The sequence below is a fragment of the Verrucomicrobiia bacterium genome (assembly GCA_035629175.1).
GTDB lineage: Bacteria > Verrucomicrobiota > Verrucomicrobiia > Limisphaerales > DASXHY01 > DASXHY01.
In genome coordinates this window covers 1-14870 of sequence record DASPIL010000046.1, presented here as the reverse complement: position 1 = coordinate 14870, position 14870 = coordinate 1, and the positions used below count along the sequence as shown (strand labels likewise).

Sequence of the window (14870 nt, the reverse complement as noted above, 5' to 3'; positions counted from 1 at the left end):
CAGCCTTCAGATTACGGGACGGTTGTCCAATGCAACTTTCAGGGTTTTCAACGCAGCCTCGCGTTCTGCGCCTGCCATGATGAGTCGCGGACCCCGCACGCGTTCGTTCCCCATCCCGACTTCCTGCTGCACCAGTTTGATCAACTGCACGAACTTCGGGACTGTATCCATGCGCAGCAACGGCAGGAACCATCGATACAATTCCGCGGCGCGCCCAGCCTCTCCATTCAAGGCCATTTCATACAGGCGCACCGATTCACGTGGAAAGGCGTTGACGAGTCCTGCGATCCAGCCGGCGGCGCCTGCGAGAACGCCTTCCACGATGAGGTCGTCGACGCCGACAAAGATTTTCAGGCGATCGCCGCAAAGAGCCTTCACGGCTGTGACACGACGAACATCCGCGCTCGATTCCTTCACGGCCTCCAGATTTGCATGTTCCTGGCTCAGTTCCTGGATCTGTTCCGGGAGAAAGTCGGTTTTGTAAGACACGGGATTGTTGTAGAGCATGCAGGAAAGATTCGTCGCACGGATTACCGCTTGCAGGTGCGCCTTCATCTCGCGCCAGTCACTGGTGTACACGTAGGGCGGCAATACCATCAAACCCGAGCATCCGGCCTGTTCAGCGGCTTTGGCGAGCTCGACGGCTTCCAGCGTGCTCAATGATGCGATGCCTGCCACAACAGGCGCCTTGCCGTTCAGAGCGCGCGCGCAAGTCTTCAGGATGTCGGCTTTTTCCTGAAAGCTGAGCGTCGCGCTTTCGCCAAGTGATCCGAGCGCGACAATTCCCGTGCAGCCATTCTCGACAAGCCAGCTTGCGTGTCGCGCTATGAATGCGTGATCCACACTGTAGTCCGGCTGGAACGCCGTGGTCATTGCCGGGATAACACCTTGCCATTTCATTTTCATATTTGGTTTTCGATTAAAGATTCGACGCGCGCGGGAAGCACTGGCGGGCGAACGGAATCCGCCTGCCATCCGAGCACGTATTTCGCTGCTGTGCCACAGATGCGTCCCTGGCAGGCGCCCATGCCGCAACGCGTCTGCAATTTGGCGTCGCGCCAGCTCTTGAACTGCCGCGCACGGCCGATTGCGACGTCTTCGCAGCGGCACAGGAGAGTGTCATCCGCGGCGAGCTGCGTGACCTCGGCGCGCAGCGCAAATGCCTTTTCCAGCGCCCGCTGGAACGCGCGCCAACGTGGTTGCTCCCGCGCAAGCCTTGCCGCTTGCGACTCGCGGCCTGCCGCGGCGTGCCCTGCAATCTGGCCGGAAATCAAGGCAGCATCAGCGCCCGCGATCCCCGTGATTTCGCCAGCGCAATAGATCGAGGGAATGCTGGTTTGCTGGAATTCATTGACCCGCACGAAGCCGCCTTCGAGTTCACATCCAACGAGAACCGGCAGCTCAAGGTTCGGCACCAGCCCAAAGGCACACGCCAGCGCATCGCATGCCTCTGTCCAGGTGCGTCGTCCATCCGTGAGGGTGACGCTTTCAACAGCCGCGGTGCCTTCGGCTTTTGTCACCCAGGTGTTGAAACGGTAGGGGACGTCTATTGTGCGCGAACGAATTCCCGCGCCCTGAAGCAGTTTGGACGGATGCTTGACCAGTTCGCTGGCGAAGCCGAGCACGTTGGACATCGGCGCCTGTTCGGCAACGATCGGAATGCGCGCGCCCGCCTTCTTCAAACCATCCGCAACGGCAAGCAACAATGGCCCGCTGCCGGCGATCACGACCCGTTTTTCCGCAATCGGCCAGCCGTTCTTGACGAGCGCCTGCAGTCCACCGGGACCGAAGACACCAGGCAGGGTCCAGCCGGGAAACGGAAGGAACAATTCACGCGCGCCCGTTGCAAGGATGAGTTTCTTCCAGCGTACGGCAACGGTGCCCTGGGGACGCTCTGCCTGCAGCACGCCTGGACCAGGTGCGGCGACAACGCTCGCCTGATCGAGCAGAGTGGCGCCGCTCTGGCGAAATCGTTCAACCCAGCGCCGCGCCAGAGGCACAGATTTCCGGGTATGTTCACCGCGCCAAATCTGGCCGCCGAGCCATGGCGTGTCGTCGACAAGCGCAACCGCGCTGCCCGACTCTGCCGCCACGGAGGCTGCTGCCAACCCCGCGGGCCCGGCGCCAATCACAACGATGTCGAACTCGCGCATCACAGGCCGGTCCTCACATCCATGCCTTCCGCGCAAGTCACCTGGCAGCTTCGGCAATGCGGCTGGCCGTTGATCGTGACACGGCATTCCATGCAAATGCCCATGCCGCACAAGGGCGCGCGAGGCTGGCCGGAAATCGACTTGCGGAAATGCGGCACCCGCGCAATCGCAATGGCTGCAGCGAGCACAGTTTCCTTCGGCACATTGATCGAAACGCCATTGATCCGCAGGTTGACGCGTTCATTCATTCGCACCTCCAGCGTTGGAAAAGCGCGACGGCAGATAGGGTTCCGCGGGGATTGCAGTCTTTCTGCCAAGCAACTGATCCGCAAGCAGCCGGCCTGTTCCGAGCGACGTCGTGATCCCCAGGCCTTCATGTCCCGTCGCGAGCCAGATGCGATCGCTCACAATGCTGGGCCCGATGATTGGGAGCTTGTCAGGAGTGGCGGCGCGATGCCCGGTCCAAACGCGTATCGATGACAATTTCCGGAGTGCTGGCAGATATTCAATGGCGCGGCTCAGCATGCGATTGAGGATTCCGCTGTTCACGGAGGCGCTGTCATCGTCGAACTGTCGTGAAGATCCGATCAGCATCTGGCCCGTTTGCCGCGGTTGAATGTTGAATGCAACGGAATCCTTGCCCATGGAATGTGCGCTCTTCAGATATCCGAGTTCCACGATTTGGTGATGCACAAAGCCCGGGTAACGATCCGTGATCAGCAGGTGGCCCTTGCGTTTGCGAACGGGTAATCCTGGCGTGAGGGCAGGGGACCATGGGCCCGTGGCACTCACGCTGCGATCGGCCGAGAGCTCGGACCCGTCGGACAACTTGACCCCGCCGTTCTGCAGAAGCGCATGCACGGTTGTGCCGAGCCTGACCTCTGCACCGTCACGTTTTGCGAGGTCTAGCAGGTGGCCTGCGGCCACGGGCGGATAAATCACTCCGTCGTTCACCACGCGCAATCCCCCAGCAAGGCCGGCGCGCAAATTGGGTTCGGCCGCTTGAATGGAGGCGCTGTCGAGAACCTCCACCTGCACGGCTCGCTCAGTGTAGAAACGTTCCTTCCGGCGAACCTCCGCCATTTCCTCGTCGTCGGCTGCAACCCACAACGTTCCGCACGCCTCGTATTCAACAGTGGCGGGGAGCGTGGGACGCAGCGCCAGCCAGAGCTGGCGGGAATAGTGCGTGAGCGCGAATTGCGGTTCGGAATCGTCCATGACGACGATGTGCCCCATCCCCGCGGCAGTGGTTCCGCCGCCAACAGGGCCGCGGTCGAGCACCAGCACCTTGAGGCCGTTCCTGGCGCATTCCGATGCGCACGCGGCTCCCACGATGCCAGCGCCTACGATGATCACATCCCAGCTCATGAATGCTCCAACGCGCGGGGGAATTGGAGTTATCGGATGCCCCAGCAGAACGGGTCGCGCTCGTCGAGGATTTGGGTGATTTCCGCGTTCACGTGTGCGGTGCCAGTAATGACGGGCGCCACTTTCCCGGCATCGCGATCGAGCCAGGTGTAACGCCCCGTGAAGGTGCTGCCAATGATGCTTTCCTGAATCCACGGTTCGTTCTCGCCCAGCTTTCCGTCCGCGGCAAGGCATGCGAGCTTGGCACTCGTTCCCGTTCCACAGGGCGAACGATCGTAGGCTTTGCCGGGGCACTGCACGAAGTTCCGCGATTGCGCAAGCGCTCGCTGCGGCGGGCCGAACAATTCGACATGGTCCACTTCGGGAAAACCCTGTGTGTTGACTGCCTGCCGCACGCGCCAGCAGTAGTCCGTCATGGCATCAACACGATCAAGCTGCAAAACCTGTCCATGATTCTGGATGAGGAAGAACCAGTTGCCGCCCCAAGCGACATCGCCCTGCACAGGTCCGATTCCGGGGACTTCGACAACCACGCCCTTGTGCGCCCGCCAGCTGGGAACATTTGCGACAGAAACCTCGCCATTGGGATGCAGGGTTGCCGACACAATTCCAACGGGCGTCTCGATGCGATGTTCGCCAGTTTGAATGCGGCCGAGGTGGGCGAGAGTGACGACCAATCCGATCGTGCCATGGCCGCACATTCCGAGATAGCCGACGTTGTTGAAGAAGATGATTCCCGTCACGCACGAGGAATCTTCGGGTTCAACCAGGATTCCGCCGACCACGACATCGGATCCGCGCGGCTCGTTGACGACCGCGGATCGGAATTGGTCAAAGGCGGATTGAAACCGATCGCGGCGTTGCGCCATGGATCCGCGTCCCAGATTGGGACCGCCGCTGACGACGATGCGTGTTGGTTCGCCGGCAGTATGCGAATCAATGACCTGCAGTTTCTGCACGTTAGGATGCATGGTGATGCGGGATCATATTCCAGTTCGAAGCGGCGTCTTGTTGATTAGGCGAGCAGTCACTAGGATTTCGGCACAACATGGCGAAGGACCCGTCCAAATTGCGGCATGAACTGCTCTCCCAGCTTGCGGAGCCGCTGGTCGGGGAGGCGCTGTTCGATTGCCTTGCAGACCTCGTGTTCTTTGTGAAGAACAGCCGTTACGAGTATGTCGTCGTGAACCAGGCGCTGGTGGAACGCTGCGGCCTGCAACGCAAGGAGGAGGTGCTCGGCCGCCGTGCGGACGAAGTTTTTCCGTCGGCCCTCGGCCAGACGTATCGCGCCCAGGACGAACGCGTGCTGCGCAGCGGCGAAGCGATTCGAGATCAGCTGGAGCTGCACTTTTATCACTCCGGCGGGCGCGGGTGGTGCGTGACCAACAAGCTGCCGCTGCGCAACCGGGCGGGTGAAGTGATCGGGCTCGTTGGCATCTCCAGAGACTTGCCGGCGGGGCAGGAGAAGGGCGGCGACTATGCGCAAGTCGCGCGCGCGGTGCAGCGCATTCAATCGCGCTACCACGAACCCCTGCGGGTGCGTGAACTGGCCGCGCACGCGGGGCTGTCGGAATACCAATTCGAACAGCGGGTGCGTCGCATTTTTCAACTCACCGCAGGCCAGCTGCTGCAGAAGACACGGATGGAACAGGCGGTGCGGCTGCTGCGCGCGAGTGACCGGACCATTGCCGAAATCGCGCTCGACTGCGGTTATTCGGATCAAAGCGCCTTCACGCGGCAATTCCGGCAAACCGTCGGTTTGTCGCCGACCCAATACAGGCGCGGAGAACGCAATGCTTTATGCACGCAAGCTTGAGCCGGGTTTGTTGCTTCGCCGGCGATTCGCATTCCAGCGCGTTAGGGTTTGAACCAATGTTTGCAGTTGCGCCTGCGAATGTTCGCTCGACAGCACGAAACGAAAATACCCCTCGGGCGGAGCGCCCGGATATTTCAGAAAAGGTGGATAGATTCCCGCGGCAAGCAACCCGCGTTTCAAGGATGCCGCCTGGTTACGCTTAGAGACGACGACTGGGATGATTGGCGCAGGCGTATCCGGAATGTCGAAGCCAGCCTGGCGCAAAGGCTGTTTTACCGAGGCGACGTTTTGTTGCAGCCGCCGCCGCAATGCCGGCGCACGAAGGAGTCGAATTGCAACCCTGGCTGCCTGGGCGAGCGGCAATGGCATCGGGGTCGATCCCGCAAAGAGCGCGCTTGCCTGCAATATCTGGCTGCAGAGTTCCTTGGAGCCGATCACTGCCCCGCCGTAAACGCCGAACGCCTTGCTCAACGTCACACATTGAACAATGGCTGTGCGTGGAACTCTCTCCGCCTCGAGTGACCCTTTTCCAGTGGCGCCCAGCACGCCTGCACCGTGAGCGTCATCCACAACGATCCACGAATCGCGAGGAAGCAAACTCCTGTAGCGGCGCAGCGGCGCGATCGTTCCGTCAAAGGCGAAGAGTCCGTCGGTCAACACCACGGGGCGCATTGTCGGACCGATCCGTTTCAATGCTTGCGCAAGGGCATCGGGATCGCGATGCCGAAAGCGCAGGATGGGACAATCGAAGAACCGCGATGCATCCTGCAGGGCAACGTGTGCCCGTTCATCGATCAACACGTGGGAGAATCTTCCAGCCCAGGCCTGTGCCACGACCTGTGGCGCGGCGTATCCAGTGGCGACGAGCCGCGCGTTGGGCGCGTGAAAGAAGTCCGCAAGCTCCGACTCCAGTTGACGGTAGACCCGATGGTCCCCCGTGGTGCGCCGCGAGGCGGCGACGTTCAGCCCGATCTCGCCGATCGCGTTGCCCGCCGCAGTCAAGACAGAGGGATGGCTTGCGAGACGGAAGTAATCGCAGCCGGAAAAAGAGATCAGCTTGCGTTCGCGGAACCGCACGGAGGTGCGATCGGCCTGCTGCAGTTCGGCTGGCATGATCATTCGGCGGGCATCTGAATGAAAACAATGTCGCCGGGACGCAGCGGGATATCGGTGCCGTTGAGAAGGCGTGAGGGTTCAATTCGAATCTCTTCATTGCTGCGCCGAATCAGGATCATGACGGGATCAAGATCCGACTGGTAGACCGCGCCGAGGATTGCCTGCGCGAGCGTCAGGCCTGTGCGCCACGCGACCACCGGATGCTCCACGGGGCCTATGAATGTGACATTCGAGGGAAGATTCGGCACCACGGATTGTGTGGTGTCGGAAGGCTGTTGCTGGTTCAATTGCGCGATGGCATCCCGCTGTCCCGCAAGGTAGGCGGCGCGCGCATGGGCTTGCGCTGCCGATTTGGACATGCACCCCGAGAGGATTGACGAGCCGCAAATGAGAAAGGCAGCAAGGATGACTGCTGACCACGTTTTCAGAATGATCATTCCAGTTTTTTGAGGATTCGCTCCAACCCGCCTTCTTCGGGTTCAATTTCAATTCGGCCTCCTCGCGCCGGTTCGATCCGGGTGGCGCCAGGTTCCACAACCTTCGGCGAAGGCGGGGGCAACGACGCAGGTGCGGAGGCGGATTCTAAAACCGGTGCAACGTCCGGCATGTCAGCTTCTGGCGCTTCAGAGACTTCGCCGCGATGCCATTGTTTGCGCTGGTCCAGCCATTGTCGGTAACGCTGGAACGACCACATCCCGTGGTCTGCGCCTGTTTCGATCGCGGAGATGATTTTGAAAAACTCGCGATTGCGGATGAAATTCCTCACAGCGTGCGTTGCGATCAGGACCTCGCATTCGGGGACGCGCAGGTGGATGTCGGAACGGAAATGCAGCCGCTGCGAAACCACCGCGACGAGACAATCTGCGAGCTGAGCGCACACGGCGTTCTGGATCTCGGCGGGAAAGGCTCCTGCCACACGCTGCAGCGCCTCCGCGCACGTGGAGGAATGCACGGTCGCAAGAACCAGGTGCCCCGTTTCCGAGGCGCTCAATGTCAGGCGCATGGTTTCCGGATCCCGCATTTCACCAACCATCACAACATCAGGATCCTGCCGCAACGCATCGAGCAAACCCTGTTCGAAGCTCGGCGTGTCACGGCCAACTTCCCGCTGCCGGATGTAGGCTTTGCGCGGACGGAAATGATATTCCACGGGACTTTCAATGGTGACGATGTGCCGAGTGTCGCGCAGGTTGATTTCCTGGATCAACGCCGCGAGGGTCGACGATTTTCCAGAACCTGTCGGTCCGCTGATGAGGATGAGGCCATGTTGATGCGTCGTGAGTTTTTTCAGGTCGGGATGCAGGTTCAGCTGCTCAACCGTGACTTGCGCGGCGGACAGAAGCCGGATCGCAAAGCCGATGCCGCGGGCGGATTGAAGCACATGGATGCGGCAGCGCGCGCCCGAAATGCTCCGTGAAAAATCAGCGGAACGGCGTTGCAGAAATCCAGGCCAGTTGGCATCGCCGATCAAGGCCCTTGCGAACGCGAGCAGGGTTGCCCCGGGGATGGGCTCGCCGGCTGTTCGAAGCGACCCGCGAATGCGGAGCGCGGGTGGAAAACCCGCTTCGAGATGGAGATCGCTCGCGCCCTGTTGTTGTGCCGAAGCGATGAGCGACTCGAGATCCATCGGAACCTTTCAGCAGCTGGTCGGCACTTCCTGCAGCACTTCCACGCAATGAGGAATCGCGCCCGCCACAAACCCCAGGCATTCGACGGCCCCGCTCGGCTTTCCCGGCAGGCAGATGACAAGCGCCTTGTCGACCACGGCAGCAAGGGCGCGGGACAGGATCGCGTTCTTTGTGATCTTCAACGATTCCATCCGCATGACTTCGCCGAACCCTGGAAGTTCACGCACGGCGATCTCACGCACCGCTTCGGGCGTCACGTCCCGCAAGGCAACACCCGTGCCGCCAGTGGTCAGTATCAATTGGCAGCCTTGCGCAATCTGTTTGCGAATCGCGCGCTGGATCTCGCTTTTTTCATCGGCAACAAGCGTTTCCGCCAGGACATCCCAGCCATGGCCTTCCGCAGCTTGTTTCACCGCCGGCCCGCCAAGATCGTCGTACAGACCCTTGGAGGCGCGATCGGAAATGGTGATGATGCCTGTTGCGAGTTTCATTTCTTGGTTTTGGAAACGAGATGGATGTCCGAGATGCGCATCTGCTTGTCCACCGCCTTGCACATGTCGTAAATCGTCAGGGCGGCGACGCTGACTGCGGTCAATGCTTCCATTTCAATTCCTGTTTGCGCCGCAATCTTTGCGGATGCCGAGATCACGATGCGATCCTTGCTTTTTGGAATCTCAAAATTCACCTCGCAATGGGTGAGGGGGAGAGGATGGCAGAGCGGGATGAGTTCGCCGGTTTTCTTGGCGGCGAGAATGCCAGCCAGTCTTGCCGCCGCGAGCACGTTGCCCTTGGCCATGACTTGAGAATCGATCAACGCAATCGTCGACTTCTGCAATCGAATTTCCCCGCGCGCCACGGCTTCGCGCGTCATCACAGGTTTGCTGGAAACGTCGACCATCATCGCATCCCCGCTTCGGTCAATGTGTGTCAGTCGTTTCGCTTTCATGCAACGTTTCGGGGAGCTTCCAGGTTCGTCCGCCAGTTTTGAACAGCGGCGCGAATATCGTTCCCTGTACGCACAGCGGGCGTGACGAACTTTGGCGTGAACCATGGAAATGCGCCGATGAGATCGTGTGTCACGAGGATTTGTCCATCGCAATCGGGCCCCGACCCGATGCCGATCGTTGCGAATGGGAAACGTTCCGTCACTTCCCAGGCGACAGGCGGCGTGACAAGTTCCAGCACCACCGCAAACGCTCCCGCTTCAGCCAGCGCTGCCGCGTCGTCGAGCAGTTTCAAGCGCCCCGCATCATCGCGCCCCTTGATCCGATACTTGCCTCCCTCCTCGACGACATGCTGTGGCAGCATTCCAATATGGCCAACAAACGGGATGCCTGCGGCACGGATGGCGAGGACCTGCGGCAGGATTTCGCGGCCCCCTTCGGCTTTCACATATTCGGCGCCCGCAGCAACCAGTGCCCGGGCATTGGCGACAGCCTGTTCGGGCGTGTCGTAGCTGCGATAGGGAAGGTCGGAGCCGAGCAGCGCGGAAGGTTTCGCGCGGGCGGCGGCGCGGGTGTGATGCAGCATTTCATCCATCGTGACATGCGTCGTGTCGGGATAACCGAGAACCACCATGCCAAGCGAATCACCGACAAGGAGAAGCGGGATCCCGGCTTCATCGAGCAATCGCGTCATTGGAAAATCGTACGCCGTGAGCGCGGCAATCCGCCGTCCACGCGGCTTCATTGCGTGAATCGATTCCCATGTCATCTTCGCGGTGTTCATGCTCTTCGAAAGCTGGCAACGAGTTCATCGACGGCGGCCGTCGCAGTGCCAATTTTCCCAACCACAATTCCCGCCGCATGGTTCGCGAGGATGGCGGCTTCGAGCGGCGAAGCTCCTGCGGCGATTGCCAGGGTAAACGTCGCGATCACGGTATCGCCCGCGCCGGACACGTCGAAGACCTCCTGCGCGACGGTCGGAATATGCACCGGCGGGTGATCGCGCTGGCACATGAGCATGCCGAGTTCGCCGAGCGTGATCAGCAGCACGACAGGCCGCAGTTCGCGCAGCAGGCAATCGGCCGCCCGCAGCAAATTCTTGTCGGCCAGCGGATCCGCCGCGCGCGTTTCGTCTGGAAGATTCGCGAGTTCGAACGTTTCCTTCCGATTCGGCGTGATCAGGGAAAGGCCGTTCAAATTCAACAGGTGAACGGGTTTTGGATCGAGACTCAACCAGGCTCCATGGCTGCGGCAGAGCTTTTTCACCTCGTCCAACAACGCCTGGCTCACTACGCCCTTTCCGTAATCGCCGACAATGACAGCGTCCGCGCGACGCAACTCGGACTGGACCCGCGCCAGGAGCTGTTTCCGTTGTCCCTCCTCCAGGCCATCACGGCTTTCACGATCGATGCGGACGACCTGTTGCTTGTGCGCAACGATGCGCGTTTTGAGGCTGGTGGGACGGGAGCGGCGACTCACGATTCCACTGCACCCGATCCTTTGTTCAACGAGAAGCCGCTTCAGATGCCCCGCCGCTTCGTCGTTGCCGACTCTGCCGAACAGTTCTGCGGCCACGTTCAACGCGGTCAGGTTGCGCGCGACATTGGCGGCGCCGCCGGGCATGAAGCTCTCTCGCTCGAATTCAACCACGGGAACGGGCGCTTCCGGCGAGATGCGGGCGACGCTGCCCCAGATGAAGTGATCGAGCATCAGGTCGCCGATGACGAGCACGCGCGTGCTGCTTGCCTGCTCCAGGATCTGGCGCACGCGGCGAGGCGAAAGGGAATTACGTTGCATGCGCGATCAGTCCAGGAATGCCGTGAGGGGGCTGGTGGCACTGGCGGTTTCCTGCGTCGCGGCGAGGCCCGATTCGTAGGCGGCGCGCCCTGCTTCAACAGCCATTCGGAACGCGACCGCCATTCGGTTGGGATCCGCAGCGACCGCAATCGCGGTATTCACCAACACGGCGTCCGCGCCCATCTCCAATGCCTCGGCGGCATGGCTCGGCGCGCCAATCCCTGCATCGACCACCACTGGAACCGTCGCCTGCTCCAGAATGATTCGAATCTGGTCGCGGGTCTGAATGCCGCGATTCGAACCGATGGGCGAACCGAGCGGCATCACGGTCGCGGTGCCCACATCCTGAAGCCGCTTCGCCAGCACGGGATCCGCGTTGATGTACGGCAGCACCGTGAATCCTTCCCTCACAAGAATCTCAGCCGCCTTCAAGGTTTCGATTGGATCGGGCAGCAGGTAGCGCGGGTCGGGGTGGATCTCGAGCTTCACCCATTTAGGAAGGCCTGCGGCGGCGGCCAGCCGCGCGAGACGCACCGCCTCCTCGGCATTCATGGCGCCGCTGGTGTTCGGCAGGAGCAGGTACTTCTTAGGGTCAACAAATTCCAGGATGTTGGCAAAGGGATCCTTCTTCCCGCTGAGGTCAGCGCGGCGCAGGGCCACGGTTACCATTTCAGTACCGCTGGCGGCCAATGCATCACGCATGGCTTCAGGCGACGAAAATTTTCCCGTGCCCAGAATCAGGCGCGACTGGAAGGTCTTGCCCGCAATCGTGAGCGGCTTGTTCGAGAGCGACATCGCCCGGACTGTATCGTCCGCAATTGTTTGTTGTCCATTTTCCATTTTAATCCGCGACCCGATCCAAGGTTGCCGAAGGTGACCACGGCGGTTCGGACTCAGAATTTGAAGTCGAAGGCGATGCTGACTGAATGAGTTTCGATTTCACCGAATCGAATTTCGCCGGGCAGATTGTCGGCCTCCCATTCAGGGGCGCAGCTTGCAAAATACCGATACTCAAGACTCAAACCCATGCGGTCATTCAACTGGTAACGAATCCCGCCAAACGCCTGGTATGCGAACACCGCGTCCACCTCGCTGCCATCAATGCGGGTTCCGTCGAGGACGATGTCGTCGACCGCGAGCGTCGAAAACGAAACGCCCGCGCCTCCTCCCGCATACGGAGTGAATCGGCATTGCGTCGGCCATTGAAACCGAAGATTTCCCAGCAGCGGGGCCTGCGAGAACACCGCGTCAACGCGGTCGGCGTCCGTGATCGAATGAATTCCGGCAGCCATGAATCCGGTTTGAATTTCGGGTGCGAACCAGTCTGTCAGCTGATATCCGCCAGCGATTCCAAAGCGCGCGCCGGGATCGAACTCCACACTGCGGCCTCCGCCGGTTGAGCCAAAGAATTCCTTCAATTCCGCGTCGGGGCTCCACGTGCCGCCAACGTCGCCTCGGATGTAAAAACGGGTTTCCTGAGCGTGTGCAGCGTTCAACGCCGCTGTTGTGGAAAGGGCTGCAATTGCGAATCGGAGCGCAGTTGTTTTCATGGTGATCAGATTTGTTGTTATGATGACGGGATCGAAATAGGAGCGCGGACGACGATTGTCAATGGCGTGGGAGGGGAAACCGGCAGTACCGGCTTCTAGATTTGGCACAGCAGGAATACCTGCAGGCTTCAAAGCGCGAGCACTCGTTCAGCACTTCGGCGGCAGCTTCGGTTTGCGGCACATGTCCCAATAGGCAAACACCAACTGCAGCGTCTTCACCATGGCGTCGAAGCCGATTGGCTTGAGGATGTAAGAATTGGCCCCGAGTTGGTACGCGGTTAGCACGTCTTCCTCGCGGTCCGATGCGCTGAAGACAATGCGCGGGATTACGTTGCATTCCTTGTGCTTCTGAAGCCACGCGAGCAGCTCGAACCCATCCATTTCCGGCATTTTCAACGCCATCATCAGCAGGCGCGGAAACTTGTGCTTCTCGCGGTCCGCGTACGGCGGATTGCCTTTGAGGTAATCGACAACGTCCGTGCCGCTGTGGCTGATGTGAAATGGGTTCTTGAAACCAGCAACGCGAAACGCCCGCTGCATCAGCAGGACGTCATTCTCGTTCTGCTCGGCGATAAGAATGGGAAACTCTTCGTTCATGGTTGGAGAGGCGCGGGGCAGGCGCGCCGCCGCACACAGTGGCTTCCATTTCGGCGTGGGTCACGGTAGGGATCGACCCTATCCAAACCCGCGCTCATACGTCCTTGCGGGGAAACAAGGGCACGGGATCAGTGATTTCGTGACCCGCGGCAAGTCCGCCCCACGCGGCCGCAGCGAGCTGGTGCGGCTCTTCGGTGAGGCCCAGCTGACGAAAAATTTTCGTGGCCGTGTCTGGAATGAACGGCCAGAGGAGCAGCGCCAGGATGCGGCACGTTTCCGCAAGGTTATACAGCACCTCGTCGAGCCGTCCCGCCTGCGCAGGATCCTTTGCAAGCTTGAACGGCGCGGTTTGATCGACGTATTGATTCGCCCGCGTGATCAGCGACCAGATCGTTTGCAGCGCGCCCTGGAGCTCAAGTTCCTCCAACTGACGCCGCGTTTCAGAAACCGCCTTGTCCGCATCGCCCTGCAGTTCGTTGGAAAGGGCAGGGACCATGCCTTGGCGATACCTCTTCAGCATCGAAAGCGAACGATTCACGAGATTTCCCAAACCGTTTGCGAGTTCAGCGGAATAGCGCGCCTTGAATCCGGAATCAGTCCAGTTGCCGTCGGGTCCAACAGCGAGTTCGCGCAATGCGTAAAACCGGAAGGCGTCAACGCCCCACTCGTCAATGACAGCCACGGGATCCACGACGTTCCCCGTGCTCTTGCTCATGCGCTGGCCGTCCTTCTGCCACCAGCCGTGAACCACGAGCTTCCGCGGCAATGGCAGCCCAAGGGCCTTCAGCATGATCGGCCAATATACCGCGTGAAATTTCAGGATGTCCTTGCCAATCACATGGATGTCAGCGGGCCAGAGTGCCTGCGCGGGATGGGCCGGCTGTGGCGCTGCGGAGCCAAGCGCCTGTGCAATGGCGGGATCGGCATGATCGGCAGGAACGCTGATGTAATTCACCAGCGCATCAAACCAGACGTAGGTGACATAGTTGGAATCGAACGGAAGCGGAATGCCCCAATTCAACCGCGACACGGGGCGGCTGATGCAAAGGTCCTCGAGCGTGTTGTTTTTCAGAAACCCCAGGACCTCGTTGCGGCGATAGCTCGGGAAGATGAAGGATGGATTTTGCTCGATGTAGTCGATCAGCCATTGCTGCTGGTCTTTGAGCCGGAAGAAATAATTGTCCTCCTGCAATTCCACGACATTGCCGTAGGCGGGATCGAAGGTGCCATCGGGCCGGCGATCCTTTTCCGTCAGGAATGTTTCCTCCCGGGTGGAGTAGAAGCCTTTGTAAGTGGTTTTGTAGATGTGTCCTGCCGCGTTGACCTTGTCGAGGCATGCCTGGACGACTTTCTGATGGCGTTGATCCGTTGTGCGGATGAAGTCGTTATTCGAGAGGTTCAGCCGGCCTGCAAACGTCTTCCAAATGGCGGCAAGTTCATCGCAGTAGGCTTGCGGCGTTTTCTGCTGGGCGAGGGCAGCCTGCTCGACCTTTTGGCCGTGTTCATCGAGGCCCGTGAGGAAGAACACTTCGGCGCCGAGGCTGCGCTGCGCGCGGGCGATCACATCGGCAATCACCTTCTCGTATGCGTGGCCGAGATGCGGCTGGCCATTGACGTAATCAATGGCCGTGGTGATATAGAATCGTTTGGTCATGCCGCGGCAGTTTGGCGAACGGGATCGCAAAGCGCACTGAGAAAAACGGAAAGCCTCCCCTCGCCCGCGACACAGGAGCGGGAGGGGCTGGGGGAGAGGGTGACGTGGTCCGGTCCTGAAATAGGTTGTCACTCATATGGCAAAACGAGCAGGGCAAAATCATGGTATTCGGTATAGCGAGGCGTTCAAGATGGGCGTTGTGCAGAAGATTGAAGCGGAGGATTTGCCGCTGGAGCACGTGCGGCGA

Annotated in this window: 17 protein-coding genes; 1 reads left to right on the top strand and 16 read right to left on the bottom strand. The window is 60.3% G+C overall.

All coding sequences use genetic code 11. The features are described from left to right. Nucleotides 1–6 precede the first annotated feature (6 nt). The 5 genes from VEH04_07625 to VEH04_07605 are packed head-to-tail and all read right to left on the bottom strand — an operon-like array spanning nt 7 to nt 4480. A complete protein-coding gene (locus VEH04_07625) occupies nt 7–906 on the bottom strand; it encodes a dihydrodipicolinate synthase family protein (GenBank protein HYG22633.1) in 900 nt (299 codons plus the stop codon). After that, on the bottom strand, nt 903–2153 hold the full coding sequence (locus tag VEH04_07620) for an FAD/NAD(P)-binding oxidoreductase (GenBank protein ID HYG22632.1): 1251 nt from the start codon (nt 2151–2153) through the stop codon (nt 903–905). Before VEH04_07620 ends, VEH04_07625 begins: the two co-directional genes overlap by 4 nt. After that, nucleotides 2153–2401 carry a (2Fe-2S)-binding protein gene (locus VEH04_07615; GenBank protein ID HYG22631.1) on the bottom strand — a complete coding sequence of 83 codons (249 nt, stop codon included), beginning with the start codon at nt 2399–2401 and terminating at the stop codon, nt 2153–2155. The genes VEH04_07620 and VEH04_07615 overlap by 1 nt, the downstream gene beginning before the upstream one ends. Then, nucleotides 2394–3521 carry an FAD-dependent oxidoreductase gene (locus VEH04_07610; GenBank protein HYG22630.1) on the bottom strand — a complete coding sequence of 376 codons (1128 nt, stop codon included), beginning with the start codon at nt 3519–3521 and terminating at the stop codon, nt 2394–2396. The genes VEH04_07615 and VEH04_07610 overlap by 8 nt, the downstream gene beginning before the upstream one ends. 29 nt (nt 3522–3550) lie before the next feature. Beyond that, on the bottom strand, nt 3551–4480 hold the full coding sequence (locus VEH04_07605) for a proline racemase family protein (protein HYG22629.1): 930 nt from the start codon (nt 4478–4480) through the stop codon (nt 3551–3553). An 89-nt stretch (nt 4481–4569) separates the two neighbouring features. Between VEH04_07605 and VEH04_07600 the strand changes: the two genes are divergently transcribed. Next, nucleotides 4570–5337: an AraC family transcriptional regulator gene (locus VEH04_07600; protein ID HYG22628.1), complete on the top strand. Its 768-nt coding sequence runs from the start codon at nt 4570–4572 to the stop codon at nt 5335–5337. On the opposite strand, the gene VEH04_07595 is transcribed toward VEH04_07600, so the two are convergent. The 11 genes from VEH04_07595 to metG all read right to left on the bottom strand — a co-directional run bounded on the left by VEH04_07595 (nt 5320) and on the right by metG (nt 14623). Further along, a complete protein-coding gene (locus tag VEH04_07595) occupies nt 5320–6456 on the bottom strand; it encodes a pyridoxal phosphate-dependent aminotransferase family protein (protein ID HYG22627.1) in 1137 nt (378 codons plus the stop codon). The two genes, VEH04_07600 and VEH04_07595, sit on opposite strands and share 18 nt — an antisense overlap. Continuing rightward, nucleotides 6453–6890, bottom strand: coding sequence for a hypothetical protein (locus tag VEH04_07590; protein ID HYG22626.1), 438 nt, complete (start codon nt 6888–6890; stop codon nt 6453–6455). Before VEH04_07590 ends, VEH04_07595 begins: the two co-directional genes overlap by 4 nt. Further along, nucleotides 6887–8080 (bottom strand): PilT/PilU family type 4a pilus ATPase, encoded by a 1194-nt coding sequence (locus VEH04_07585; protein HYG22625.1) that lies wholly within the window; start codon nt 8078–8080, stop codon nt 6887–6889. The genes VEH04_07590 and VEH04_07585 overlap by 4 nt, the downstream gene beginning before the upstream one ends. Nucleotides 8081–8089: 9 nt before the next feature. Continuing rightward, complete coding sequence (locus VEH04_07580; GenBank protein ID HYG22624.1) at nt 8090–8572, bottom strand: MogA/MoaB family molybdenum cofactor biosynthesis protein; 483 nt, start codon at nt 8570–8572, stop codon at nt 8090–8092. Next, on the bottom strand, nt 8569–9027 hold the full coding sequence (moaC, locus tag VEH04_07575) for a cyclic pyranopterin monophosphate synthase MoaC (GenBank protein HYG22623.1): 459 nt from the start codon (nt 9025–9027) through the stop codon (nt 8569–8571). The genes VEH04_07580 and moaC overlap by 4 nt, the downstream gene beginning before the upstream one ends. Continuing rightward, nucleotides 9024–9809 carry a 3-methyl-2-oxobutanoate hydroxymethyltransferase gene (panB, locus tag VEH04_07570; GenBank protein ID HYG22622.1) on the bottom strand — a complete coding sequence of 262 codons (786 nt, stop codon included), beginning with the start codon at nt 9807–9809 and terminating at the stop codon, nt 9024–9026. The genes moaC and panB overlap by 4 nt, the downstream gene beginning before the upstream one ends. Next, nucleotides 9806–10822, bottom strand: a complete 1017-nt coding sequence (gene rfaE1, locus VEH04_07565) for a D-glycero-beta-D-manno-heptose-7-phosphate kinase (GenBank protein HYG22621.1) — start codon at nt 10820–10822, stop codon at nt 9806–9808. Before rfaE1 ends, panB begins: the two co-directional genes overlap by 4 nt. Before the next feature lie 6 nt (nt 10823–10828). Then, entirely contained in the window at nt 10829–11617 is a 789-nt protein-coding gene (locus tag VEH04_07560; GenBank protein ID HYG22620.1) for a thiazole synthase, read from the bottom strand. 98 nt (nt 11618–11715) lie between these two features. Continuing rightward, nucleotides 11716–12372: a porin family protein gene (locus tag VEH04_07555; protein HYG22619.1), complete on the bottom strand. Its 657-nt coding sequence runs from the start codon at nt 12370–12372 to the stop codon at nt 11716–11718. A 147-nt stretch (nt 12373–12519) separates the two neighbouring features. Continuing rightward, the gene (locus VEH04_07550) at nt 12520–12969 is read right to left on the bottom strand and encodes a response regulator (protein ID HYG22618.1); all 450 of its coding nucleotides are present in this window, start codon (nt 12967–12969) and stop codon (nt 12520–12522) included. A 94-nt stretch (nt 12970–13063) separates the two neighbouring features. Then, complete coding sequence (metG, locus tag VEH04_07545) at nt 13064–14623, bottom strand: methionine--tRNA ligase (protein ID HYG22617.1); 1560 nt, start codon at nt 14621–14623, stop codon at nt 13064–13066. Nucleotides 14624–14870 lie beyond the last annotated feature (247 nt).